At 70.3% G+C, this 23,517-nt stretch carries 22 protein-coding genes and 1 pseudogene; 11 read left to right on the top strand and 12 right to left on the bottom strand.

Features of this window, described 5'->3' with window-relative positions:
* Positions 1-119 precede the first annotated feature (119 nt).
* On the top strand, positions 120-1,550 hold the full coding sequence (locus VS93_RS05290; RefSeq protein ID WP_156184691.1) for a CYTH and CHAD domain-containing protein: 1,431 nt from the start codon (positions 120-122) through the stop codon (positions 1,548-1,550).
* 116 nt (positions 1,551-1,666) lie between these two features.
* Here VS93_RS05290 and VS93_RS05285 read toward each other — a convergent pair whose 3' ends face one another.
* Positions 1,667-2,536 carry an ABC transporter ATP-binding protein gene (locus tag VS93_RS05285; protein WP_046468876.1) on the bottom strand — a complete coding sequence of 290 codons (870 nt, stop codon included), beginning with the start codon at positions 2,534-2,536 and terminating at the stop codon, positions 1,667-1,669.
* Between the two features lie 191 nt (positions 2,537-2,727).
* Between VS93_RS05285 and VS93_RS05280 the strand changes: the two genes are divergently transcribed.
* Positions 2,728-3,294: a dihydrofolate reductase family protein gene (locus VS93_RS05280; protein ID WP_046468875.1), complete on the top strand. Its 567-nt coding sequence runs from the start codon at positions 2,728-2,730 to the stop codon at positions 3,292-3,294.
* A gap of 147 nt (positions 3,295-3,441) precedes the next feature.
* On the opposite strand, the gene VS93_RS05275 is transcribed toward VS93_RS05280, so the two are convergent.
* Both VS93_RS05275 and VS93_RS05270 read right to left on the bottom strand, forming a co-directional pair.
* Positions 3,442-3,891 carry an ATP-binding protein gene (locus VS93_RS05275; RefSeq protein WP_046468874.1) on the bottom strand — a complete coding sequence of 150 codons (450 nt, stop codon included), beginning with the start codon at positions 3,889-3,891 and terminating at the stop codon, positions 3,442-3,444.
* Between the two features lie 2 nt (positions 3,892-3,893).
* Positions 3,894-4,244 (bottom strand): hypothetical protein, encoded by a 351-nt coding sequence (locus tag VS93_RS05270; RefSeq protein WP_046468873.1) that lies wholly within the window; start codon positions 4,242-4,244, stop codon positions 3,894-3,896.
* A gap of 201 nt (positions 4,245-4,445) precedes the next feature.
* Here VS93_RS05270 and VS93_RS05265 point away from each other — a divergent pair, with 201 nt between their 5' ends.
* Positions 4,446-5,294: a helix-turn-helix domain-containing protein gene (locus VS93_RS05265; protein ID WP_052745548.1), complete on the top strand. Its 849-nt coding sequence runs from the start codon at positions 4,446-4,448 to the stop codon at positions 5,292-5,294.
* Between the two features lie 160 nt (positions 5,295-5,454).
* Here VS93_RS05265 and VS93_RS05260 read toward each other — a convergent pair whose 3' ends face one another.
* Complete coding sequence (locus tag VS93_RS05260) at positions 5,455-6,282, bottom strand: helix-turn-helix domain-containing protein (protein ID WP_046468872.1); 828 nt, start codon at positions 6,280-6,282, stop codon at positions 5,455-5,457.
* 559 nt (positions 6,283-6,841) lie between these two features.
* Here VS93_RS05260 and VS93_RS05255 point away from each other — a divergent pair.
* Positions 6,842-9,688: an AfsR/SARP family transcriptional regulator gene (locus VS93_RS05255; RefSeq protein ID WP_046468871.1), complete on the top strand. Its 2,847-nt coding sequence runs from the start codon at positions 6,842-6,844 to the stop codon at positions 9,686-9,688.
* Between the two features lie 149 nt (positions 9,689-9,837).
* Here VS93_RS05255 and VS93_RS05250 read toward each other — a convergent pair whose 3' ends face one another.
* From VS93_RS05250 to VS93_RS05235, 4 genes are all read right to left on the bottom strand, one after another.
* Positions 9,838-10,119, bottom strand: coding sequence for an AAA family ATPase (locus VS93_RS05250; protein ID WP_156184690.1), 282 nt, complete (start codon positions 10,117-10,119; stop codon positions 9,838-9,840).
* A gap of 92 nt (positions 10,120-10,211) precedes the next feature.
* Entirely contained in the window at positions 10,212-10,466 is a 255-nt protein-coding gene (locus VS93_RS30030; RefSeq protein ID WP_052745547.1) for an ATP-binding protein, read from the bottom strand.
* Positions 10,467-10,592: 126 nt separating this feature from the next.
* A complete protein-coding gene (locus VS93_RS26705) occupies positions 10,593-11,078 on the bottom strand; it encodes an STAS domain-containing protein (protein ID WP_052745546.1) in 486 nt (161 codons plus the stop codon).
* Between the two features lie 353 nt (positions 11,079-11,431).
* Entirely contained in the window at positions 11,432-12,355 is a 924-nt protein-coding gene (locus tag VS93_RS05235) for a 2-hydroxy-3-oxopropionate reductase (RefSeq protein WP_236700355.1), read from the bottom strand.
* Positions 12,356-12,697: 342 nt separating this feature from the next.
* On the opposite strand from VS93_RS05235, the gene VS93_RS05230 reads away from it, so the two are divergent.
* Entirely contained in the window at positions 12,698-13,531 is an 834-nt protein-coding gene (locus VS93_RS05230; protein ID WP_046468869.1) for an SAM-dependent methyltransferase, read from the top strand.
* On the opposite strand, the gene VS93_RS05225 is transcribed toward VS93_RS05230, so the two are convergent.
* The gene (locus tag VS93_RS05225) at positions 13,504-15,852 is read right to left on the bottom strand and encodes a molybdopterin-dependent oxidoreductase (RefSeq protein WP_046468868.1); all 2,349 of its coding nucleotides are present in this window, start codon (positions 15,850-15,852) and stop codon (positions 13,504-13,506) included. The two genes, VS93_RS05230 and VS93_RS05225, sit on opposite strands and share 28 nt — an antisense overlap.
* Before the next feature lie 158 nt (positions 15,853-16,010).
* Here VS93_RS05225 and VS93_RS05220 point away from each other — a divergent pair, with 158 nt between their 5' ends.
* From VS93_RS05220 to VS93_RS32425, 4 genes are all read left to right on the top strand, one after another.
* Positions 16,011-16,967, top strand: coding sequence for an HpcH/HpaI aldolase/citrate lyase family protein (locus tag VS93_RS05220; RefSeq protein WP_046468867.1), 957 nt, complete (start codon positions 16,011-16,013; stop codon positions 16,965-16,967).
* Positions 16,968-17,180: 213 nt separating this feature from the next.
* Entirely contained in the window at positions 17,181-18,044 is an 864-nt protein-coding gene (locus VS93_RS05215; protein WP_052745545.1) for a hypothetical protein, read from the top strand.
* A gap of 98 nt (positions 18,045-18,142) precedes the next feature.
* Positions 18,143-18,859 (top strand): hypothetical protein, encoded by a 717-nt coding sequence (locus VS93_RS05210; protein ID WP_046468866.1) that lies wholly within the window; start codon positions 18,143-18,145, stop codon positions 18,857-18,859.
* A 157-nt stretch (positions 18,860-19,016) separates the two neighbouring features.
* Positions 19,017-19,961: a bifunctional helix-turn-helix transcriptional regulator/GNAT family N-acetyltransferase gene (locus VS93_RS32425; RefSeq protein WP_046468865.1), complete on the top strand. Its 945-nt coding sequence runs from the start codon at positions 19,017-19,019 to the stop codon at positions 19,959-19,961.
* 98 nt (positions 19,962-20,059) lie between these two features.
* On the opposite strand, the gene VS93_RS31075 is transcribed toward VS93_RS32425, so the two are convergent.
* From VS93_RS31075 to VS93_RS31065, 3 genes are read right to left on the bottom strand one after another with little or no spacing between them, the layout of a single operon-like run.
* Positions 20,060-20,809 (bottom strand): SAM-dependent methyltransferase, encoded by a 750-nt coding sequence (locus VS93_RS31075; RefSeq protein WP_236700359.1) that lies wholly within the window; start codon positions 20,807-20,809, stop codon positions 20,060-20,062.
* Positions 20,701-21,369: a class I SAM-dependent methyltransferase gene (locus VS93_RS31070; RefSeq protein WP_236700354.1), complete on the bottom strand. Its 669-nt coding sequence runs from the start codon at positions 21,367-21,369 to the stop codon at positions 20,701-20,703. The genes VS93_RS31075 and VS93_RS31070 overlap by 109 nt, the downstream gene beginning before the upstream one ends.
* A gap of 23 nt (positions 21,370-21,392) precedes the next feature.
* Positions 21,393-21,713, bottom strand: coding sequence for a class I SAM-dependent methyltransferase (locus VS93_RS31065; protein WP_236700353.1), 321 nt, complete (start codon positions 21,711-21,713; stop codon positions 21,393-21,395).
* A 391-nt stretch (positions 21,714-22,104) separates the two neighbouring features.
* On the opposite strand from VS93_RS31065, the pseudogene VS93_RS31060 reads away from it, so the two are divergent.
* Positions 22,105-22,299, top strand: a pseudogene (locus VS93_RS31060) (GntR family transcriptional regulator); the annotation flags it as partial.
* 100 nt (positions 22,300-22,399) lie between these two features.
* A complete protein-coding gene (locus tag VS93_RS05195; protein ID WP_236700352.1) occupies positions 22,400-23,464 on the top strand; it encodes an aminotransferase class I/II-fold pyridoxal phosphate-dependent enzyme in 1,065 nt (354 codons plus the stop codon).
* Positions 23,465-23,517: the final 53 nt, after the last annotated feature.

Below are 23,517 nucleotides of genomic sequence, written 5' to 3'. Positions count from 1 at the left end.
CGTTAGACCCCCGGGTATGGGACCACTGGACCTGTCCTCGGCCTCACCTGCTGTGATGAAATGGATGTGCGTCCGGCCACTGTCCGGCCCCGGACACGCCCGCACTGTGGGAGCAGCCGGTGACCGAGTCCACCAAGATCGAGGCGACCTATCGGGTCAGCGCGGACTTCCAACTGCCGGACCTGCGGGAGCTGGCACCCGGCGGAATCGAGACCCGTGCGCACCGCCTCACCGCCACCTACTTCGACACGCAGGACCTTCGCCTGGCCGCGCGCCGCATCACGCTGCGCCGCCGCACCGGGGGAACCGACGCCGGGTGGCATCTGAAACTCCCGTGGGGGAGCAACGGCAAGCGGGAGTTCCACGCCCCATTGGGGACGCACGCCCGCCGCGTTCCGGCGCGGCTGGCCCGTCTCGTGGCCTCCGCCTCGCGCGGCGCGGCGCTGTTCCCGGTGGCCCGCATCCTGACGGACCGCACCGAGCACGCTCTGCTCGGCAAGGACGGCGAATCCCCGGATGCGCTGGTCGCCGACGACCGCGTCACCGGTGAGGTGCTGATCGCCACGGAGAACGAGACGGTAAAACTGTCCTGGCGGGAGATCGAGGTCGAACTGGCCGGCGGGTCGCAGGATCTGCTCGTGCGGACCGGCGGCCTGCTGGCCGCGGCCGGCGCGCGCCCGTCCGGTGTGGGCACCAAGCTGCTGTACCTCCTCGGCGACCGGGTACCGGCACCGCCCCTCCGGCCGGAGGGGACGAGCGCGGGCGATGTCGTGCTCGGCTACCTGTGGGACCAGATCGAACAGATGCTGAACCACGACCTGCAGGTACGGCTGGCCGAGGAGGACTCGATCCACCAGATGCGGGTGACCACCCGCAGGATCCGCACCGTTCTGCAGACCTTCCCCTCGGTCATCGACCGGCGGCAAGTGTACCCGATCGCCGACAGCCTGCGCCGCTTCGCGAACGCGCTGAGCGCCCCGCGCGACCTGGAGGTCCTGCGGCACCGGTTCGCCGGCCGGATCGCCGTCCTGCCGCCCCAGGTCGCGGGTGAGAACGTCACCGACGGCTGGCTGGACCTGCTCGACAAGCAGCAGCGGCGCACGCGCTCCCAGGTCTCGCGCGAACTGTCCAGCGAACGCTACTTCGCCCTGCTCAGCGCCCTCGATGAGCTGCGCGTCTCCCCTCCCCTGCACAGGCGGGCCTGGCAGGCGGCGGGCCCTGTGCTGAGCGACGACCTGGACCGGGCGCTTCGGCAGTTGGCCAGCGATCACGAGCAAGCACGGACCGCGGAGGACACCGAGACCCGCGTGGTCGCCTGGCACGACGTCCGCAAGGCGGCCAAGCGCGCCCGCTACGCCGCGACACTCGCCGAACCCGCCCTGGGCGAACCCGCCACGCGGATCCGCTCGTGGGCGGCGCGGCTGCAGGAGGTGCTCGGCGACAACCAGGACAGCGTGGCGGCAATGGGCTACCTGCAGACCTACGGGCGGCAGCTGGTCCGGGCCATGCCGAAGGAGCACAACGCCATGCTGGTCACCCTCGGCGCCTGATGGGAATCGAGCAGGTCACCGGGCAGGCGCTCTTGGAGGAGGCCGAGCGGATATGGCGGGGCGGCCCGGCGTTCGCGACCGGCGACCCGTGAGGACGCCGGCGGCGCGCCGGAGGATCAGGCGGTCCGGCGGGCCTCGGTTCCGGCCGCGTCGAGCTCCGGCCCGGCCTCCCGACAGCCGTGCCGCTCCCCCCTGCTCCGGCGGTCGGCCGGGACGACGAGAGGGGTGCCCGTCTCCGGGTCGGGGATGACCCGCACCGGAAGCCCGAAGACCTCCTCCACCAGGTCGGCGGTGACGATGTCGCGCGGGTTCCCCTCTGCCGCGACCCGGCCGTCCTTCATCGCGATCAGGTGGGTGGCGTACCGGCAGGCGTGGTTCAGGTCGTGCAGTACCGCCACCAGCGTGTACTCCCTTTCCCTGTGCATCTGCGCGCACAGGTCGAGCACGTCCATCTGGTGGGCGATGTCGAGGTAGGTGGTCGGTTCGTCCAGCAGTAGCAGCGGCGTCTGCTGGGCCAGCACCATCGCCAGCCACACCCGCTGGCGCTGGCCGCCGGAGAGCTCGTCGACCATCCGGTCGGCCAGCTCGCGCACGCCCGTGGCGTCCATGGCCTCGTCGATGACGCGCTCGTCGGTGCGCGACCACTGCTTGAGGAGCTTCTGGTGCGGGTAGCGCCCGCGCGACACCAGGTCGGCGACGGTGATGCCGTCCGGGGCGATGGAGGACTGCGGCAGCAGGCCGAGCCGCCGCGCGACCTCCTTGGAGGGGTAGGAGCCGATCAGCCGGCCGTCGAGGTGGACGGCGCCCGCGGCGGGTTTCAGCATCCGCGACAGCGCGCGCAGCAGCGTCGACTTGCCGCAGGCGTTCGGGCCGACGATCACGGTGAAGGAGTTGTCCGGGATGCTGATACCGAGATCCCGGGAGATGACGCTCTGGTCGTAGGCCAGGGTGAGGTTTTCCCCCCACAACCGCGACGACTCGGGCATGTGCTCTCCTCGATGTGCTTCGCGACCGGGAACGGACTGTCTTCCGCCCTGGTCGAGGCTACTGGGCGGCGACCGCACCCGGAATGCGGGGGCGCGGCACCGCCGGCCGCGGCCGGGGCGCACCGATGAGTTCCGCCCGCCGGGACGGTCCGTAGAGGTACACCTGTCCACGGAGACGGCTTGGGGGACTCATGGGAAAGCTCATCGCGTCGATGTTCGTGACGCTTGACGGGTACACGGCCGGGCCGAACGGGGAGATGGAGTGGTTCACCGATGCCGCCGACCCGGAGGTCGACGGCCACATGACGGGCGTCCTGCGCGGCGTCGACGCCATACTGCTCGGGCGCGTGACCTACGAGCTGCTGGGAAGCTACTGGCCAACAGCGGAGGGGCAGGCGACAGGCCCCGATGCCGAGAACGCCCGGCTGCTGAACACCATTCCAAAGGTCGTCGTCTCGACGACTCCGGTGCCGCTCGACTGGATGCCGGCGACCCGGATCGGCGGCGACGTCGCGGACGGGGTGGCGGAACTGAAGCGGAGAACCGGCAGGGACGTCGTCGTGTTCGGCGGCGCCCGGACGGTCCAGAGCCTGATGGAGCTGGATCTGGTCGACCAGTACCACCTCGCTGTGCATCCCGTCCTGCTGGGCGCCGGCCAGTCGCTGTTCGGGGCGTCCGACCGCCAGCGAGACCTTCGCCTTGTGGATGTCACGGCGTTCGAGAAGTCCGGCGCGGTCATCCTGCACTACCAGGCATAACCGTGGTGATCTGAGCGGACGGCCGGAGCGTCCGCGCTCGTGCCGCGGTTGCGGGGAGCGACCGCGAATAGGGGCGGTCCCGGCCGCGCCTGCAGAGTGGGAGGCGCGGCCGGGGCCGGTCGCCCGCCTGGCACGGAACCGCTCCACTCAACCGGATGCGGCGCGGCCGGCGGCTTCCAGGGCCGGGACGTTGAAGGCGAGGCACAGGCAGCCGCCATGGGCCCCCGGGACGTAGGACCAGTAATGGGTGAGCCGGGAGATCAGGAACAGGCCGCGGCCGCGTTCGGCACCGAGATCGAGGGCGTACGGGTCGACGGCCGGCCGGTCGTCCTCCTTCAGCGGGCCCTCGTCGAGGACGTCGATGTAGAGCGGGCCGCACCACAGGGCGTACAGCCGCAGCGTGACGCGGCCGCCCGGCGTGCCGCTGCGCGTGTGGACCAGCGCGTTGGTGAACGCCTCGTCCACGCACAGTTCGGCGTCGTCGAGGATCTGGGGGTAAATGGGGACCAGCGCGCGACGGGTGCGGCGGCGGCTCTGCCGCAGCCCTTCGTGGTCACCCGGGAAGCGGCACTCCTCGTTGACGACGAACATGCCCATGGTCACCCCACCGCCCGCAAGCGCTGCCGTCGCGGGGCGACCGGGGTGGAGTCCACGTCCGGCGGTGGCGGATGGAAAGCGGTGGCCAGCCGCCGCGCGGCGTTTCCGGGATCGACGATGTCGAGCCGCACACCAGGGGCGAGGAAGGTCCAGCCGTCCGGACTCTCGGCGACGAGGACGGCGACGGTACGCCCACCGGTCCGTACATAGAGGACCGGTGCGTCCTTGTGCCCTACCGGCAGCAGCGCCCGGACGCCCAGACAGAACAGGGCTTCGGCGAGGGCGGCGAGGTAACGGCGCTTGGCCTGGAAGGAGGTCGGCCGGTCGGAACCGAGAGTAGCGAGGGAAGGCATAGCGCTCTCCTGAAAGATGAGTAGGGGGCACTCCATGATTCCGCTCCGCGACGGAGCGTGAAACAACGTCTCCAAGACAGAAGAGATCCGGTAAATTGCGAAGCGCTTCAGAACAATAGAAGCGCTTCATTCTATGCCATGCGTATGCGACCGGTGACGCCCCGAAACCCCGATAAGGGCTCGACGAGGAGGATGTCGTTGATGACACAGAAGCTGAACTCGACAGGACCCGCGCGCCGTTTGCGCCGCGAGCTGAAGCAGCTTCGGAACACGGCTGGACTGAGCACGGACGCCGTCGGCGAACGAGTCGACATGTCCGGCCCTACGATCAGCCGTATCGAAAATGGTAAACGCGGTATAAGCGTGGATGAGACGGAACGGCTGCTCGATTTATACGAGGTGCCGCCGCCCCGGCGGCGCGAGCTGTTGGAACTGGCCGAACGCGCCAACGAACCCGGCTGGTGGCAGGCGTACGCGGGGCGGCTCAGCACCGAAGCGCAGACGATGATCGCGCTTGAGGAGGAAGCGGCCACGATCACGAACTTCGAGCTGGTCCTCGTCCCCGGCCTGCTGCAGACGGCCGAGTACGCTCGCGACATCATCCGGGCGAGCAGGTTCGACGATCAGCCTCGCGACATCGAGGCCAAGGTCGCGGTACGCATGGCACGGCAATCGGTCCTTACGCGCCCCGATCCCCCGGAACTGCGGGCGATCATCGACGAAGGGGCCCTTCGCCGGTTCCGCGATCCGCAGATCATGCGCCGGCAGCTCCACCAACTCGTCGATGCGGCATCGCGACCGAACATCACCTTCCGGGTGATTCCCTTCGCCGCCGGGCACCACGCGAGCGCCGAAGGTCCGTGCACGCTGTTCGAGTTCCACAACGGGCCGGGGGCCGTCCACGTGGAGGGCAAGCTCTCCTCCGTCTTCCTCGAAGACCCGCGGGAAATCGCCACCTACCAGGAAACCGTCCGGTGCCTACTCCACGTGGCGTTGGAACCGTCCGCGTCGATCGAACTGGTCGAGGGCATGATCAGAGAGCTGCCTTGACGCCCCCACCACCTACCGCGGCCTCGACTCGGCCTTCTGGTGCCGCGACGGCGAGCAGGACAGCAACGGAACGGGCGGCTGTTGGAGGTCCTCCGCGCCGAACTCACCGCCCGGCGCGCAGCCCTGACCGTTGAGGATCTGGTTGCCCCTTGACCTCTGATCAGGGTCGGATCTCCTGCTGCACGCGCTGGATGAGCATCCGGGAGTCGTCCTGGGAGAGCGACTTGGCCAGGATGAGGTCGAAGGCCAGCCGGTGCCTGCGCAACTGCTCGGAGTCGCTGGTCATGTGGCCGTTGACGAACGCCTCCGAGTACAGGACGTCCGCCCCCTCGCCGAACCCCATGATCCGGAACGGCCGCAGCCCCCCGGGGTGCTCCTGGGTGCTGAACGGGATGACCTGCAGATGCACGTTCGGCAGTTCGGCTACCGCGACCAGGTGCCTGAGCTGCTCGGCCATGACGCTGTTCCCGCCGATCCGGCGCCGGATGACCCCCTCGTCCAGGGTGAAGACCAGATGCGACGGGGTCCGCTTGGTGAGCAGTCGCTGGCGGTAGGTGTGCGCCTCTATGAGCTCGCCGATCTCCTCATCGGAGACCGTCGGGTGGGTACAGGCGAAGAGAGCGCGCGCATAGCCCTCCGTCTGGAGCGGTCCAGGGATTGTGATCGTCTCGAACTCGTGGATGACGACGGCGCTCTGTTCGAGCTCGAGCATGGGCCGGAACCAGTTCGGGCGGGCGGAGTCGGTCAGCAGGGGCCAGAGTTTGGCCAGAGCGCCGTTGGCGTGGAGTACCTGGTCGGCCTGCTCGGCGAAATCCGGCGAGGGGATACGCTTGGCGTTTTCGATGTGTCCGACCATCCCGGCGGTGTAGTGGGTGAGCTTGCCCAGGCGCTCCTGGCTGAGCCCGGCCGCGAGTCGGTAGCGGCGTACTTCACTACCGAAATACGACAACAGCGATGTCGTGCTCTTATCACTTGAGGCGACCTGCATATGAATTCCTCGGCTGTGAATCCGGTAATGACTGCCAAGCGGTGGACTGCGGCTGTTTCCGCGGAGGCGTCCGCGCACCGTGTTCTGCGTGGGCAGAGGGAAGGTGTGTTCACGGCCGCGTCGAGTGCGAGCCGCGGCGGACGACCATCGTCGTTCCGGTCGTAGAAGGCGGCACGGCGCCGGGAGAATCGCGATCAGCGAAGCCGGCACGGGCACGGCGGCCACTGCAGCAGGAACAGGGCAAGCGGACCGTCCACCCGCACCTGTCCCCCGGTTCTTCGAGGGGAGACCATGTCCTGCCGGTCCATTGTTCGGACGCACAGGTCCATACGGTGGAGCCGCACTGTCCTCGTCCCCCCTTCCGATTCATGCGTCCAGCCCCCGCCATCCCGTCAGCTTCAGGCGGAATGAACGCATTCGACTGCTTGGGCCCCTTATGGGCGGCAGCAGCCCTAGGATGGCCGATCAGGTATGAGGACAAGGTTGAGGAAACCTTGAACCGGCTCGTCAGGCCGGGAATCCGAAGGGACGGATCCCGTCCGGGAAGGGGGGTGCTCCGGTGGCGGTGGAACTCGGTGTCCTGGGCAGCGTCGAGGTGTGGTGGGAGGGCCACCCCATCGACGTGGGTCATCCGCGGCAGCGGCTGGTACTGGTGGCGCTGCTGGTGGACGTCAACCGCGTCGTCTCCGTCGACCAGCTCCTCGACCGCGTGTGGGAGGAGGACCACGGCGCGTCCCGGAACCGCAAGACGCTCTACACCTACCTGTCCCGCCTGCGTCGGGTACTGCCGGCGGAAGGCGTCGCCATCACGCGGCAGGCGGGCGGCTATGTGCTGACCGCTGACGCCGAGGCGGTGGACCTGCACCGGTTCCGCCACCTGGTCAGCCGGGCCCGCGCGGCCGACGAGGACGACCACGCCGCGGCCCTGTTCGAGCAGGCGTTCCGCCTGTGGCGGGGGGAGCCCTTCGCCACCCTGGACACCCCGTGGATCAACTCCCTGCGCAGCGGCCTGCGGCGGGAACGGCTCGCGGCCGAGTTGGACCGCAACGACGTCCAGTTGCGCCGCGGCCGGCACACCCAGATGCTCGCGCCGCTGACGGACCTGGCGGCGGAGCACCCGCTGGACGAGCGCCTCGCAGGCCAGTTCATACTCGCTCTGCACCGTTGCGGCCGCACCGCCGATGCCCTGGAGCACTACCGGTACACCAGGCTCCGGCTGATCGAGGAACTCGGCATCGAGCCCGGTCCCGCGTTGCAGCAGATGCACCAGCAGATCCTGACCGCGGACCCGAACCTCGACCCCGCTCCGGCCGCCCCCGCGGCGGCGGTCCCCGCAGCGGCCGTGCCGTCGGTGGTGCCGCGCCAACTGCCCACCCCGCCGGCGTTGTTCACCGGCCGCGGCCAGGAGCTGGCCCGCCTCTCCGAGGCGCTGGCCCCCCGCGATGAGGAGGGCGGGACGGTGGTGATAGCGGCGGTCGGCGGTATCGGCGGTACCGGCAAGACCTATCTGGCGCTGCGCTGGGCCCACGAGCACCGCCAGTGGTTCACCGACGGGGAGCTGTATGTGAACCTGCGCGGCTTCGACCCCTCCGGGCCGCCGGTGCCACCGGCGGAGGCGCTGCGCGGCTTCCTGGACGCTCTGGGGGTGGAGCCGGCGGCCATCCCGCGCGAGGTGGAGGCCCAGACCGGGCTGTACCGCAGCCTGGTCGCCGACAGGCAGATGCTGATCGTGCTGGACAACGCCCGCGAAACCGCCCAGGTGAGTCCGCTGCTGCCGGGCAACTCCGGCTGCACCGTGCTGATCACCAGCCGCCACCAGATGGCCGGCCTGGTCACCGAACACGCGGCCACTCCGCTGGCCCTGGGGATGCTGAACCAGAGCGAGGCCCGTCAACTGCTCGCCCGCCGACTCGGCGAGGCCCGCATCGCCCAGGAACCCGAAGCGGTGGCCCAGATCCTGCAGCGTTGCGCCGGGCTGCCGCTGGCCCTGACCATCGTGGCCGCCCGCGCCGCCGCCCAGCCCGACTTCCCGCTCGCCGTGCTGGCCGCGGAGCTGGAGGAGAGGGCCGACCGCCTGGATGCGTTGGACGCCGGCGATCTGAGCGCCGATGTGCGCGCGGTGTTCTCCGCCTCCTACCAGGCCCTGGAACCGAAGGCCGCGCTGGTGTTCGCCCTGCTGGGGCTGGCCCCAGGCCCCGACATCAGCCTGGCGGCCGCCGCCGCCCTGACCGCCCGGACCCTGCCGGCCACCCGCGCCCTGCTGCGCACTCTGGAGGCCGCCCACCTCATCCGCCAGCACACGCCCGGCCGCTACCAACTGCACGACCTGGTCCGCCTGTATGCCGCCGAATGCGCCCACCGGGAGCAGGACCAGGCCGAGCGCGATGCCGCACTGCGCCGCCTGGTCGACTTCTACCTGCACACCGCCGACCAGGCCCGCCGCATGTTCGACCCCTACCAGCCGGGCCGCGGCGACAACGCCTGGACGGTCCGCCTGGAACTGGAGGAGCCGACCGAGGGCTGCACCCCGCACCGGTTCGCCGGCGCGACAGCGGCCCGGCAGTGGTTCGAGACCGAACTGCCCTGCCTGCTGGCCGCCCACCAGATCGCCTGCGAGCTGGGCTGGCACGGCCTGGTCTGGCGACTGCCCGGGGTCCTGCTGGACTTCAGCGGGATGCGGGGCCGCCTCGGGGAGGATGTCGGCATGTGGCAGGCCGCCCTGGAGACCGCCGGACAGCTCGGCGATCCGGCCGTGCAGGCCCTGGCCCGCCTCGGGTTGGGGATGTCCTCCAGCGCGGCGGGCCACTTCACCGAGGGGCAGACTCACCTGGAGCGGGCCGCCGCCCTGTTCGACCGGACCGGCGACGCCGAAGGCCAGGGCCAGGCGCACTACCGGCTCGCCAAGACTTGGGAACGCCAAGGCGACCACCATCGGGCGCTGTGGCACGCCGAGCGCGCCCTGGAGCTGTACCGCTTGGCCGGCCAGAGGCTGTGGGAGGCCAAGAGCCTCAGCGCGGTCGGCGGGTGCCACGCCCAACTCGGCGACCACGACCAGGCGCACCGCTACTGCGAGCAGGCCCTCGCCCTCTCCCGGGCCGAAGGCGACCGCCGCGGCGAGGCCGACGCCTTGGGCAGCCTGGGCTACATCGCCCACCACAGCGGCCAGCACCGCCACGCCCTCGACTACCACCACCAGGCGCTCGCCCTGAGCAGAGAGATCGGCCACGTCTGGAACGAGGCCGAACCCTTGGAGCGTCTCGGCGACGTCCACTTTGCTTTGGGCGAGAACGCTACAGCTTACGAGTTTTGGCAGCAGGCCCTTGACCTCTACCAGACCCACCACCGCACCGCGGAGGCCGCCCGCGTCCAAAAACACCTCGACTCCCTCGACGCGCCCCGGCAATGATCCTGGCGGGGGTCGTTCCTCCAGGCCGCATGGCGGTTGAAGACCCGAATCGCCAGCAGCAGGAGCAGCGCGTTGCAGACCAGGCCGGCCGCCGCGCGGGGTCAGAAGTCCGCGCCTTCGGCGGCCGGCCAGTAGACCTTGTTGGGCCATTAACTGGGCAGCGGCCCGAACGCCACCCGATCGCACAGCTCCTCGGCGGTGGCCGTGTCGTGCGTGGTCAGGAACACCGTGCGGCCCTGGCTCTTCAGGTCGAGCACGAGGTCCTTGACGATGCGCGCGTTGCGCGGGTCCAACCCGGAGGTGGGCTCGTCCGGGAACAGCAGATCGTGCCGGTTCAGCAGGGAACGCACGAACACCAGCCGCATCTGCATTCCCTTGGAGAACCGCGCCGCCCGGGCGCCGGCGCCGATTGTCGTTGTTGACAACCCCATTGTCGACAACTTCTCCGGGGACTGGCAGGTGCTGCGGTGTCAGGCGGCGTCTCCCTTCGAGGCTGGTAGGCGAAAACAATGAAGCTCGGTCTTCAGGCCAGGGAGAGGTCACGGTCGGGCAGTTCGCACCAGATGGTCTTGGCGAGCCCGGGCTCAGCGGTGGGCAGGCAGCCCCAGCCGTCGGCGAGGGCCTCGACGATGAGCAGGCCGCGTCCGGAGGTGTCGGTGGGCCGCACGCCGTCGCGGCGACGGGCGAGGGCGGCGGAGGGAACGCTGACCTCGATACGCAGCGCCCCCGCGAGGATCCCATCAAGGATGAGCCGGGCCGGCGGGGTGCGCGAGAGCATTGGTGACCAGTTCGCTGACCAGCAGCCGCGCCGTGGCGATGGAGCCGGCGTCCGCCCCAGTGCCGCATCCGGGCGTAGACGAAGGCCCGCGCCACCGAAATGTCCCTGGGTACGTCGAGTACCCGCTCAGCGTTGCGGGGGCTCACGGCTTCCCTCCGAGGAGGTGCCGGGGTGGCCACCGGGGGGATCGTTGAGCCGGTCCTCCTCGGCCATGCGGTGGACCGGGTCGCCGTGACCGGAGGGGGACGCACCCCCGTCGACGTCCTCGACGGCCCCGCCGGCGATCCCGCCCGTGTCCAGGTCTGCGGCGACGGCGAAGTGGGACTCCATGTAGGTCACCTTCAGCACCTGGCGCAACCGGTGGCTGGGGGCCACCAGCACCAGGTGGGATCCCATCTGGAGGAGTTCCTGCCGCAGGCCTACCAGGGCCCCAAGTCCGGCGGCGTCGCAGAACCTCAGACGGGCGCACACCACCAGCACATGCCGCGGCTGCGCCGCGTTCACCGCTGTCACACGGCGGCGCAGCAGCGGGGCACTGGCCATGTCGAGCTCCCCGTTCATCTCGACCACGAGATCGCGGCCACGCCACCAGGCGCTGAGAGCCAGATGCACCGCTGGTCGCCTCCCTCGGCACGCAGCTCCCGCGCTCGCCCCAGGGCTTGACTACGACATGCCGTCCCAAGAGGACGATGCTAGTGAGGGGCCGACGATCGGCCCGGGGCGCAGCGCGGAAGACATCGTTGTGGAACATCGCGGTGCCGCCGTGGGACACCTTCAGCCGCGCGAGGTCTGGACGCTGGCCAGTCACGGGGTGCCATCGCCGACCGGTAGCACCGCCCTCAGCGCCGGCTCAGGACGGGCGCAGCCCCAATGTCCGGCCTCGCTATACAGGATAAGCTTTTTTCCGCTCAAAAACTTCCTTTTCGGAGGACGCCGGATCCGTCCGCCCCGAAGTTCCGGCGCGGTCACCGGCTCTCCCGAGCCTCGTCCGAACCGGAGAGGCGTTCGACCACCCGGGCAAGCGCGGCGTGGTCGGCGTCGCCGTCGCCCGTGGCGATCAGCGAGCCGAGGAACTGCCGCACCAGCGCCGTTGTGGACAGCGGAACGCCCGCCTCGGTCGCGGCCTCCAGGGCGATACCGAGATCCTTGTGGTGCAGCCGGGTCTTGAATCCGGGCTCGAAGGTGTCGTCGAGCATGCGCCGGCCGTGCACCTCGAGGATCTTGCTGCCCGCCAGCCCGCCGAGCAGCGCGTCGCGGACATGCTCGGGGTCGACCCCGCTGTGCCGCGCCAGGGTCAGCGCCTCGGCCACCGCCTGGATGGTGCCGGCTACGATCACCTGGTTGCACGCCTTGGCGACCTGCCCCGCTCCACATTCCCCGATCAGGGTCACCTTCGCCCCCAGCATGGAGAGGATCGGCCGGGCGCGTTCGAAGTCGGGCTCCCGACCACCGACCATGATCGTCAGCGCGGCGTCCACGGCTCCCTGCTGCCCGCCGCTGACGGGGGCGTCGAGCATCCGCACGCCCTGCCGCTCCAGCGTCTCGGCCAGTTCCCGGGTCACCCCCGCCGAGATCGTGCTCATGTCGATGAGCAGCCCGCCCTCGCGCAGGGCGGTGGCGACGCCGTTCTCCCCCAGGACCACCGCGCGAACATCAGCGGCGTCGGGGAGCATCACGATGACGACGTCGGCGGCGGCCGCGGCCGCCGCCGGGCTGCCCGCGGGCTTCGCTCCCGCGGTGACGAGCCGGTCGACCGCCTCCCTGCTCCGGTTGTGCACGGTCACGTCGAATCCGGCCGCCATCAGGTTGCGCGCCATCGGTTCGCCCATGATCCCGAGACCGACGAACCCGATCCTCGTCTCCCCCGGGCTGTACTCCACTGCGCTCACTCTCTCGCTCCCTTGCGGTTCGCTGCTTCGTCGCGGGGCCGGCGCCCGACCGCGCCCGGTAGGGTGCGCTCGTCGAGCGGGGACGTTCCGCGCAGGGGCCGGCGCTCAAGGGATCGTGGGCGCCGCCCGTACCTTCTAGAATGCCGTTATGGCCATGCTGGCGGACGATGCGCCTCCCACGCGGCGACTGTCCCCGCCCGTCCGGCTGCCCACCAGGTTCCCAGAGCGCCCCACGCGGCGCCGGCCATGCGGCGATGGCCGACCGGCACGCCAGTGGCGGGTAGGGCCTCGCATCCTCACACCTCTTCACAGCGCAGCACCTTCACGATCCGGAGGATTCCCATGGCAGACGTTCCTTCTTCCGCCGGCCCGGGCCGGCGGCCGCCCGAGATCGACACCTCTGTCCCGCACTCGGCCCGGATCTACAACTACTGGCTGGGCAGCAAGGACTACTATCCGATCGACCGCGAGGTCGGCGACCAGATCCAGGCGTTTTTCCCCGGCATCGTGGACCTCGCCCGCGCCCAGCGGGCGTTCCTCGTCCGCGCCGTGACCTACCTCGTCCGCGAGGCGGGGATACGCCAGTTCCTCGACATCGGCACCGGGCTGCCCACCTACAACAACACCCACGAGGCCGCCCAGGCCCTCGCTCCGGAGTCGAGGATCGTCTACGTCGACCACGACCCCCTCGTCCTGGCGCACGCCCGCGCCCTGCTGGTCGGCACGCCCGAGGGCGCCACCGACTACGTCGACGCCGACCTGCGCGACCCGGAGACCATCCTGCGGGAGGCCGCCCGGACGCTGGACTTCAGCCGGCCCATCGCGCTCACGCTGCTGGGAATTATGGCCCACATCCCCGACAACGACGAGGCGCACGCGATCCTGGCCCGGCTGCGGGAGTCCCTGCCCTCCGGCAGCTACATCGCCATCTCTGACGGCGCCGACGTCGCCGGCAGCGAGACGCGAGAGGCGTACAGCAAGACCATACGGCTGTGGAACGAGACCAGTTCCAACCCGCGCCGCAACCGCACTCCGCAAGAGTTCGAGCAGCTCTTCGCCGGGACCGAACTCGTGGAACCCGGCGTGGTGTCGACCCCGCTGTGGCGCCCGGACTCCACCGACATCGGCTCCCCCCGTCCCCTGGACGTCTACGCCGGTCTGGGCCGCGTCCCCTGAGTCCCGCCAGGGCTGATACGCGGCGGCTCGAACGCCCGGACGGGGGGCGGCTCGCCCCGGTACCCCTCCACCTCGACGAGCACGTGCTGCCCGGTGCAGCCCTGGCTGAGCCGGGAGGTGCCAACGTCCGCGGTGAGCACGTTGGGGTTGCCGTGGGCGCAGGTCGCGTCGGCCGCTGACGGGTCGAACCAGGCGCCGGTGGACAACTGGGCCACCCCCGGCCGCAGCTCCTCGCTGACCCGCAGCCCGGCCAGGCAGGAACCGCGGTCGTTGCGGACCCGGACGAGGTCTCCCGGGACGAGCCCGCGCGCCCTCGCGTCGTCGGGGTGCAACCGGAGCGGGGCGCGGCCGCCGATCTTCTCGGACCGGCTGTGCGCCCCCATGTCCTGCTGGCTGTGCAGCCGCCCGCTGGGCTGGTTGGCGATGAGCAGCAGCGGCCACCGGCGGGAACGCTGCGACCCGAGCCGCTCCTCCGGGGGCAGCCAGACCGGGTGTCCCGGGCAGTCGGCGTAGCCGAAGCCGGCGATCGTCTCGGAGAACAGCTCGATCCGGCCGCTCGGGGTTCGCAGCGGCGCGGCGTCCGGGTCCCGCCGGAACTCCGCGAGGAGGGCGCGGTCGCGCACCCGCCCCGGGATGTCCACCGCGCCCGCCGCCCAGAACCCGTCGAAGTCCGGCAGATCCGCGTCCTGGCCGCCGCGCCACTCCTCGTAGATGTGCCGCAGCCACGCGCCGGAGCTCCGCCCCTCGGTGAACGCGCGTTCCGCCCCCAGCCGCCGGGCCAGGGCCGCGTACGTGTCGTACTCGTCGCGCGCCTGACCGCGCGGGGTCACGGCCTGGGGCATGCTGCGCAACCGCAGGTCGCCTTGACTGGCGGCGATGTCGTCGCGTTCCAGGGCGGTCGTGGACGGCAGCACGATGTCGGCGTGCCGCGCGGTCGCGGTCCAGTGCGTCTCGGCGGCGAGGACGGTGTCGGGGCGGCCGAACGCGCGGCTCAACCGGGCCAGGTCCTGGTGGTGGTGGAAGGGGTTCCCGCCGGACCAGGCGACCAGCCTGATGTCGGGGTAGTTCCGGCGTTCCCCGTTGTAGTCGTAGGGCCGTCCGGGGTTCAGCAGCATGTCGGCGACGCGCGCCACCGGGATGAACGAGTCGATCGGGTTCCCGCCCCGCGGGAACCTGGGCAGCCCGCCCGGGGTGGCGCCGCCGCCGTAGCGGCCGGTCGACCCGTAGCCGGAGGCGAAGCCGCCGCCGGGCAGGCCGATCTGGCCGAGGCAGGCGGCCAGCGCGATCCCCGCCCACAGCGGCTGCTCGCCGTACCGGGCGCGCTGCACCGACCAGCCGACGTTCAGCAGCGTCCGCCCGGCCGCCATCCGCCGGGCCAGATCGCGCAGCGCCGCGGAGGGCAGACCGCACAGCTCCGCCGCCCATTCCGGGTCCTTGGCGATGCCGTCGGCCTCTCCCCGGACGTAGCGCCGCAGCGCCGCGGCACCCACGGTGTAGCGGTCCAGGAAGCCGGTGTCCGCCAGCCCCTCGTCGAAGAGCACATGGATCAGGGCGAGCAGGATCGCCGTGTCGCTGCCGGGTGCGGCGGGCAGCCATTCGGCGCCGATGTCGCCGAGGGTGTCGTCGCGCAATGGGCTGACGGAGACGGAGCGCACTCCGTTCTTGGCCGCGGCCCGCATGGCCGGCTCGGCGGTCTGCGCGGCGCGGCCGCCCGATGAGTTCCACGTGTTGGAGACGCGCAGCCCGCCGAACGACACGACCAGGTCGGTGTGCTCGGCGACGGCCTCCCATGCGGGAGGCCGCTCCAGCAGGTCGTGGGCGCCGCGGTCACCGAGGACGTGCGGAACCAGCACCTCGACGGCGGCGTGGCTGTAGGTGTCCCTGCTGCGGGTGTAGCCGCCGATGCTGTTCAGGAAGCGGTGCAGCTGGCTCTGCGAGTGGTGGAAGCGCCCCGCGCTCGCCCAACCGTAGGAGCCGCCGTAGATGGCGGCGTTGCCGTACTCGCCGCGGACCCGGTCGAGTTCGCGGGCGAGCAGGTCCAGAACCGTCTCCCACTCCACGGCGACGTACTCGTCGTCGGGGGCGCCGCGGCGGTCGTCGGGGCCCGGCCCGTTCTCCAGCCAGCGGCGGCGCACCGCGGGGAGCGCGACGCGCGTGGCGTGGTGCTGCGCCCCGGGCGTGTTGCCGATGATCGGGGAAGGGGCGGGGTCGTCCGGGTCGGGGCGCGCGCCCACGACCCGGTCGCCGGCCACCAGCACCTGGTAGGCCCCCCAGTGCGCGCTGGCCGGGCGGGCCGTGGCGTCCGCGTTCGACCGGTCCATGGCTGGTCTTCGACTCCTCTGCGTTCCGGTGTCCCGGTAGGCACCCTACGACCGCCGCCAGGCCCGTTGCCACGCCGCAACCGCGGCCGGGGTGAGGTGAAGCGCGCGGCGTTTGGCAGGATGATCGCCGCGGTACCCGACGAGCGTGGGGAGGAGACATGAGTGCGGTGACGTCACGATCGCGCCGGTCGGTTCTGGCGGTTCCCGGGTCGAACCCGCGGTTCGTCGAGAAGGCGCGCGGCCTGCCGGTGGACGCCTTCTTCCTGGACCTGGAGGACGCGGTCGCCCCTTCCGAGAAGGAGAGGGCCCGCGACACCGTCGCCGCCGCGCTGAACGAGGGCGGCTGGGAGGGCAGGATCCGCACGGTCCGGGTTAACGACCTGACCACGGAATGGACCTACCGCGACGTGATCACGGTGGTGGAGCGGGCGGGGGCGAACCTGGACTGCCTGGTCCTGCCGAAGGTCACCGAAGCCGCCCAGGTGCGATGGCTGGACATCCTGCTCACCCAGATCGAGAGCGCCGTGGGTCTGGAGCGCGGCCGTATCGGCATCGAGGCGCAGATCGAGGACGCCCGCGGCCTGGTCGCCGTGGACGAGATCGCGGCCGCCTCCCCCCGCCTGGAGACCCTCGTCTACGGGCCGGCCGATTTCATGGCCTCGATCAACATGAGGACACTGGTGGTCGGCGAGCAGCCGCCCGGCTACGACACCGGGGACGCCTATCACTATGTGCTGATGCGCATCCTGATGGCGGCCCGCGCCAACGACCTGCAGGCCATCGACGGCCCCTACCTGCAGATCCGGGACGTCGAGGCGTTCCGCCGCTCGGCCGGGCGCACGGCCGCGCTGGGCTTCGACGGCAAGTGGGTCCTGCACCCCGCCCAGGTCGACGCCGCCAACGAGGTCTACACGCCGAGCCAAGCGGACTACGACCACGCCGAACTGATCCTGGACGCCTACGAGCACGCCACGAAGGTGCGGCACCAGGGAGCCGTGATGCTCGGTGACGAGATGCTCGACGAGGCCTCGCGCAAGATGGCTCTGGTGGTCGCCGGGAAGGGGCGAGCCGCCGGACTGCGGCGGACGGCGGCGTTCACCCCGGAGGAAGAGTGAACCGGGAAAAGGCCCCCGTCGCACCGCGCGGGTGGGTAGTGTGCCGCAATACGCCCCTTCAGCGGCCTCCCCGGAAAACCCCATGACGTGTTACCCGGCCGTTACCGCAAGGGGTCGCGGAAGCTGATACAACTGAGGCTTTCTTCGAGAACGCGGGAATCGCGTCCCTCATCCTCATTCATGTTCCTGATTTCCCCCTTAGGGAGCACTCTCTTGCACCCCAATCCGTGGCACACCCGTGTATCGCGCCTGCTCGGCGGAGCCCTGCTCCTCGCCGCGGCGCCTTTGGCCGTCACCGGCGCCGCCGCGTCGGCCGCACCGGTCCCGGCCGGTTTCAGCGCCCCCGCTGCCGGCCCGGCCGACCTCAAGGAGGAGAAGGAGAAACTGAACGGCCCGCCCGGCGACAACGGGACGGTCAAGGTCCACGACACCGAGACCTCTCCGGAGGACATGCGCAACGAGCCGCATGTCTGCGTGTTCAACCTAGTCGGCTCCAAGTTCGACGGGGAGCAGGAGGTCTGGTGGAAGATCCGCGCCTGGCCTCCGGGGGAGGACGCTCAGGACCGCCCGGTCGTCCTGGAGGGCGAGCTGACGCTCGACGAGGACGGCCACGGGGTCACTGAGGACCACACCCTGCCCGACGGGCACTACAAACTCTTCTGGAATTTCGACGGAGAGAAGGGCGCGGCCAAGCACAAGGTCTTCTGGGTCGACTGCGACGAGGAGAGCCCGGAACCGGACACCCCCGCCGAGGAGGCTCCCGAGGAGGGCCAGAAGCCCGACGACGATGAGAAGGAGACGGACGAACAGGCCCCGCCCGAGAAGGCGGCGCCGGAAGAGTCCGAAGAGGAGGCGGAAGCATCCGAGGAGTCTCCTTCGCCCGAGCCGGCAGGTGAGTCCGAGGAGGCCGACGAGAGCGCGGTCGGCAAGGACGAGGCCAGTAGCGACCTCCCGGTGACCGGTGCGGCACTCGCCGGGCTGGTGGCGGCGGCTGCCACCGCCCTCGGCGGTGGCGGTGCGGCCATGTTCCTCGCCCGCAAGCGGAAGAGCCAGGACGAATCCGTCGAGGAGTCCTGACGCGGAACGCGTCGGCCCGCCGGGGCGTACATCAAACCGGGGCGGGCGCCTACCGGCGCCCGCCCCTCTCCCGACTCCGCGACGGTGAGAGGGGCGGCATGATCCCGAACCGGCTGATCCAGTGGTTGATGGGCCTCACAGTGCTGGTCATCGCGGCCAATCTCGCGGTGAAGGCCTACCACGCCTACATCGCCGAGGTAGCGCATATCGTTCCCCTCGTCGACACCGGCGCGGAACGCAACATCCCCACGGCGTGGAACGCCGCGCTGCTGCTCGGCGTCGCCGTCGTGGCGGCGCTCGTGGCCCGGGAACAGGCGCGCGGCCCCGGGCCGCGCGCCGCGCTGCCCTGGTCGGTGTGCGCCCTGGCCGCGTTGGCGATGACCATCGACGAATCCCTTGAGCTTCATGAACGTCTGGGGCCTTGGATGCATGACCACCTGGAGACCCTGGCACTGGACGTCCCGACCTATGCGTGGCTCGTGCCCGGCTCGATCATCGCGGCGGGCGGCGCTGTGTCGCTCATGCTCTGGACGCGCGGGCTGCCGGCGGATGTGCGTTCGCCTCTGCGCTTCGCCGTGCTGCTCTACGTGTTCGGAGCGGTCGTGCTGGAAGGCGTCTCAGGGCTGGTCAAATACGCCGACGCGGGCACCGAGCTCTACGTACTGCTGAACGCGTCGGAGGAGGGCGCGGAGATGGCGGCCGCCATCGTCGCCATCGCGGGTGCGGGCCGCATGCTCCACCGGGACGGCTCCGAAGGCGCCGGACTCCGCCCGGACGGTTCGGCCGCGGCGGAACGGGCGCACGTGGCCCCGTAAAGGCCCGCCGGCCGGAGGTACCCGCGTTCTCCTGCCCGCACCATCCGCCCCTCCCGATCGGTATCCCGTTCCTGGACGCGGGCCGGGTGCCCCCTTCCGGTTTCCGGCGTCCCAAGCTAAATTGATTGTCAAAGTCAATCATTTCGGTGAGGTCGTCATGGATTCCCAGGTCTCCGCGCACGTTCCGCCGGAGGATGTCGCGGCCGTGCGGTCGTTCAACAGGTTCTTCACCCGCAGGGTCGGGGTACTCCGCACCGGGCTCCTCGACTCGCCGTGGTCGCTGACCGAAGTGCGGATCCTCTACGAGCTGCTGCGCCGCGAACACGCCCAGGCGGCCGAACTGCGCCGCGAGCTCGCCATGGACGCCGGCCAGCTCAGCCGGGTGCTCGCGAAGCTGGAGGACAACGGGCTGCTCACGCGGTCGCCCTCCCCCGAGGACGGGCGCCGCCAGGTGATAACGCTGACCGCCGCCGGCGGCCGTGCCGCGTCGATACTGGACGATCGCTCCAGCGCCCAGATCCGCGCGCTGGTCCGGCACCTGTCCGCGGGCGAGCGCCGCCGCCTGGTCGCGGCGATGACCACCGTCCGGCACCTGATGGAGGACCCCGGGGAGCGCCGCCCTTCGACAGTGGTGCTGCGCCCGCTCCGGCCGGGCGACCTGGGGTGGGTGGTCGAGCGCCACGGCGCGCTCTACGCCGAGGAGTACGGATGGGACCAGACCTTCGAGGCCCTGGTGGCCGGGATCGCCGCCGACTACGGCCGCTCGCACGACCCCCGTACGGAGAGCGCGTGGATCGCGGAGGTCGACGGGGAGCGGGTCGGCAGCGTGTTCTGCACACGCGAGGGCGAGGCGGTGGCCAAGCTCCGGCTGCTCCTCGTCGAGCCCTCCGCGCGCGGCCACGGGATCGGCAGGCGCCTGGTGGACGAGTGCCTGTCTTTCGCGCGTTCCGCCGGCTACGCACGCATGACACTGTGGACCAACAACTGCCTGGACGCCGCCCGGCACATCTACCGGCGCACCGGTTTCCGGCCGGTCCGCTCCGAGAAGCACCACAGTTTCGGCCGCGATCTGGTCGGCGAGGTCTGGGAACGGGACCTCTAGCCTCCGGCGGGAGCCGGACCCCGCCCCACGCAATGATCCGGCCCCGCGGGTGTCCCGCGGGGCCGGATCATCGGGGGGTACCCGTTACTGAAGGTTCACTAGCCGCGGTAGTGCAGGATGCCCCACGCCAGGTCGCCGGACTTGCCGCCGTTGACCCAGTTGCGCAGGCCGGTCTTCATCCGCTCCAGGTATTCCTTGCTGATCTTGCCTTCGAGCTCGTGCTCGCGGCTCTCGGTCTCGGCCAGCACCCGCCCGTAGTGCGCGGGCAGCTGCGGGCTGAGGTCGTCGAACTCCACCTTGTTCAGGCCGAGCCGCTTCGCCTCGCGGTCGTAGAAGCCCGGTGTCCCCATGGTGTCCAGGTGGAGCCGGTCGAGGATCGGCCGCAGCGCCTCGGGGGAGGCGTTGTCGGTGGCCATCGGGTCGGTGAAGACGAAGTGGCCGCCGGTGCGCATGACGCGCATGACCTCTTCGAGGACCCTGCCGCGGTCACCGCTGTGCAGCAGCGCGTCCTGGGACCACACCACGTCGAACCCGTTGTCCTGGACGGGGATGTCCTCGAAGGACCCGTCCACGACGGTGATGAGGTGGTCCAGGCCGGCTTCGCGGTTCATCTCCCGGTTGCGCTCGTTCTCGACCTCACTGAGGTTGAGGCAGGTGACCTTGCACCCGTATGTGCGGGCCAGGAACCGGGCGGAGCCGCCGTAGCCGGCCCCGATGTCGATGATGTCGGTGTCCGCCGTCAGCTCCAGCTTGTCGGCCATGCGCTCAACGGTGCGCCGGCTGGCCTCGGCGATGTCGTCATCGTCCGACCGATACAGTCCGACGTGGATGTCGGTGCCGCCCCAGATCGTGTGGTAGAAGGTGTCGGCGTCACTGGAGTTGTAGTACTCCCGAGCCGTCTGAACAGCCGTCGAGTAGATCTCGGTGAGCTGGTCGTCGGGGTGGTAGGCCTTCTCGGCGATGTGGATGTAGAAGTCGGGCTCGTCGCCTGGTAGGTCTCCTGGAAGTCGCCGTAGGTGTCGACCTGCTGGAACCCCACCTCGCGGAGGAGCCGCCGCGTGTAGTCCTTACGCAGCGGGAACATGTTGAGGTGGTACTCCGATTTGTCGGGGAAGCGGTAGACGAACCGCGCCAGCCCCTCGTCGACGTGCTCCGGCTCGGCGGAGACCTCTTCGCCGCAGTAGTAGTAGGTGTGCTTGTTGCCGTACTTGCCGTCGAGCAGCGCGTCGTAGTTGCGCTGGTCGATGATCAACACACCGTTGTGGTTGAGCATCGCGTAGAACTCGGCCAGCGCCTTGCGACGGTCGCGCTCGGAGAACAGGTGGGTGAAGGAGTTGCCCAGACAGATGATGGCGTCGTAGGTACCGTGGACATCCCGGTTGAGCCACCTCCAGTCGGCGTGCACCACGCGCAGGATGTGGCCACCGTAGCTCAGGCCGTTGGCGAACGCTTGGCGAGCATCTCCGGACTGCCGTCGGCGCTGACGGTGTCGAACCCTTCCTCAAGTAGACGCACCGAGTGGAAACCCGTCCCGGTGGCGACATCGAGCACTTCCCGCACGCCACGGGCCTTCATCTGCTCGACGAAGAAGCCGCCCTCGCTGAGGTACCTGCGCTTCCAGTCGATCAGCTCGTCCCACTTATCGACGAAGCCGGTGACGTATTCTTCTTTGTAGTGGTCGGTGTCGCGAACGGCGAGCGGGTCATCCCCGAATCGCTGCTGATCCTGCCCTTTAATAGGTCGACTCCTCACACTCGAAACACCCTCTCTCGCAGACAGCACACGACGCCGAGGGTGAAACTTCGCGTATCCCCATTGAAAAGCATGTACCCCACCTAATTTCAAGTGCGCACAGCCGTGCGCAGCACGTATTAGCAGGTCACAGCGCAAAAAATTCACTGGGTAACCTATCGACACCCCTTGTATGTTCTGCCAAGATTTCACCCCTAACCTTCTCGGTGGAGATTTTCATCACCCGATTTGAACCGCATAGCGCAACACATTGCGGATTGCGCACCACAAGAAAAACACCCCCCGGCTAATCTTCTGGATTCACCACTCCGCTATAATTCTCTCTCCTACCCCCTGCCCCGCGCGTGTCGCGGGCCCCGCCCGTACCGTTTCCCGCCCTGCCGCGCCGGGCATGCCGTGTATCGCCGATCGGCCGCGCTGCTGGATAATGCGGCCCATGGCCATCACCGGACGCGGCTCGTACGAGATCGCCGACAGCGTCGAACGCGCGGTCGTCCACGGTGAGTTCGGTGCCGGTGCCGCCCTCCCCCCGATCCGCGACCTCGCCGGTGATCTGGGGGTCAACCCGAACACCGTCGCCGCGGCCTACCGCCTGCTCCGCGACCGCGGGCTGGTCGAGGCCGCCGGACGCCGCGGCACGCGGATCAGGACCCGGCCACCGGGCGTCCCGCGGGAGACCGACCCCGGTGCCCTGCCACCCGGAGCGCGCGACGCCGCGAGCGGCAACCCCGATCCCCCGGCTGCTGCCCGACCTCACCGCGGCGCTGTCCGCTGTGGCCGCGCGGCGCGACGGCCGGCACCCGATGTACGGGGAGCCGCCGGTCACCGCCGAGACAGCGGATGTGGCGCGGGAGATCTTCGCCGCCGATGCCGTGCCCGCCGAATCGATGACCATCACCTCCGGCGCTCTCGACGGAATCGACCGCGTGCTGCGCTCGTACCTGCGTCCCGGCGACTCCATCGCGCTGGAGGATCCCGGCTGGCCGAGCGAGTACGCGCTGGCCGCCACGCTCGGGCTGAAACGGATCCCGCTCGGGCTCGACGGCGCGGGCCCGCTCCCCGGCGATCTGGCCGCCGCTCTGCGCTCCGGGGCGCGGGCGGTCATCCTCACCAACCGGGCGCAGAACCCCACCGGAGCGGCGTTCGGGAGCGAGCGCGCAGCGCGGCTGAGGTCGGTCCTGTCCGGGTACCCGAACGTCCTGACCGTCGAGGACGACTACGGCTTCGGGTTCGCGGACGCTCCTTTCCACAGTGTCCGCGGGGCCACGGAACGGTGGACGGTCATACGTTCCGTCGCCAAGAGCCACGGCCCCGACCTGCGCCTGGCCATGCTCGCCGGGGACGTGGTCACCGTCGACCGGGTCCGTGCCCAGCAGCAGTCGGGGCCGGGTTGGGTCAGCAGAGTGCTGCAGGAGACGTTCGTGGAGCTCCAGCGGCGCGGGCAGGTGTCCCCGGAGCGGGTCGGCCGCCGCTACGCCGAGCGCCGCGGCGCCCTCGTCTCGGAGTTGGCACGCCATGGCACGACCGCGCATGGGCGCTCCGGTATGAACGTATGGGTTCCGGTCACCGACGAAGCGGGCACCGTCACCCGGCTCCTCGCCCGCGGCTGGGCCACAACGCCGGGGGCCCGGTTCCGCATGAGCTCCGGTCCCGGCATCCGGGTCACGGTTTCGGCACTGACCGTCGACGATATGCCGCCTCTGGCTTCCGACATCGCCGAAGCGGTCCGCCCGGCCGCACCGAATGTTTAAGAGCCCTCCGGTCCGGAAAGCAGGCGACGCACGCTCGCGGGGGTACGCCGAAG

This window comes from Allosalinactinospora lopnorensis, from assembly GCF_000981225.1.
GTDB lineage: Bacteria > Actinomycetota > Actinomycetes > Streptosporangiales > Streptosporangiaceae > Allosalinactinospora > Allosalinactinospora lopnorensis.
This window is presented reverse-complemented; position numbering and strand designations above follow the sequence as displayed.

Coding starts and splice junctions, on each gene's coding strand:
- VS93_RS05270 (WP_046468873.1), bottom strand. CDS start 4,244: ATGCCTTCCCTCGCTACTCTCGGTTCCGACCGGCCGACCTCCTTCCAG.
- VS93_RS05275 (WP_046468874.1), bottom strand. CDS start 3,891: ATGGGCATGTTCGTCGTCAACGAGGAGTGCCGCTTCCCGGGTGACCAC.
- VS93_RS05225 (WP_046468868.1), bottom strand. CDS start 15,852: ATGGACCGGTCGAACGCGGACGCCACGGCCCGCCCGGCCAGCGCGCAC.
- VS93_RS05210 (WP_046468866.1), top strand. CDS start 18,143: ATGATCCCGAACCGGCTGATCCAGTGGTTGATGGGCCTCACAGTGCTG.
- VS93_RS05280 (WP_046468875.1), top strand. CDS start 2,728: ATGGGAAAGCTCATCGCGTCGATGTTCGTGACGCTTGACGGGTACACG.
- VS93_RS05260 (WP_046468872.1), bottom strand. CDS start 6,282: ATGCAGGTCGCCTCAAGTGATAAGAGCACGACATCGCTGTTGTCGTAT.
- VS93_RS05265 (WP_052745548.1), top strand. CDS start 4,446: ATGACACAGAAGCTGAACTCGACAGGACCCGCGCGCCGTTTGCGCCGC.
- VS93_RS05230 (WP_046468869.1), top strand. CDS start 12,698: ATGGCAGACGTTCCTTCTTCCGCCGGCCCGGGCCGGCGGCCGCCCGAG.
- VS93_RS30030 (WP_052745547.1), bottom strand. CDS start 10,466: ATGCTCTCGCGCACCCCGCCGGCCCGGCTCATCCTTGATGGGATCCTC.
- VS93_RS05250 (WP_156184690.1), bottom strand. CDS start 10,119: ATGGGGTTGTCAACAACGACAATCGGCGCCGGCGCCCGGGCGGCGCGG.
- VS93_RS05285 (WP_046468876.1), bottom strand. CDS start 2,536: ATGCCCGAGTCGTCGCGGTTGTGGGGGGAAAACCTCACCCTGGCCTAC.
- VS93_RS05220 (WP_046468867.1), top strand. CDS start 16,011: ATGAGTGCGGTGACGTCACGATCGCGCCGGTCGGTTCTGGCGGTTCCC.
- VS93_RS32425 (WP_046468865.1), top strand. CDS start 19,017: ATGGATTCCCAGGTCTCCGCGCACGTTCCGCCGGAGGATGTCGCGGCC.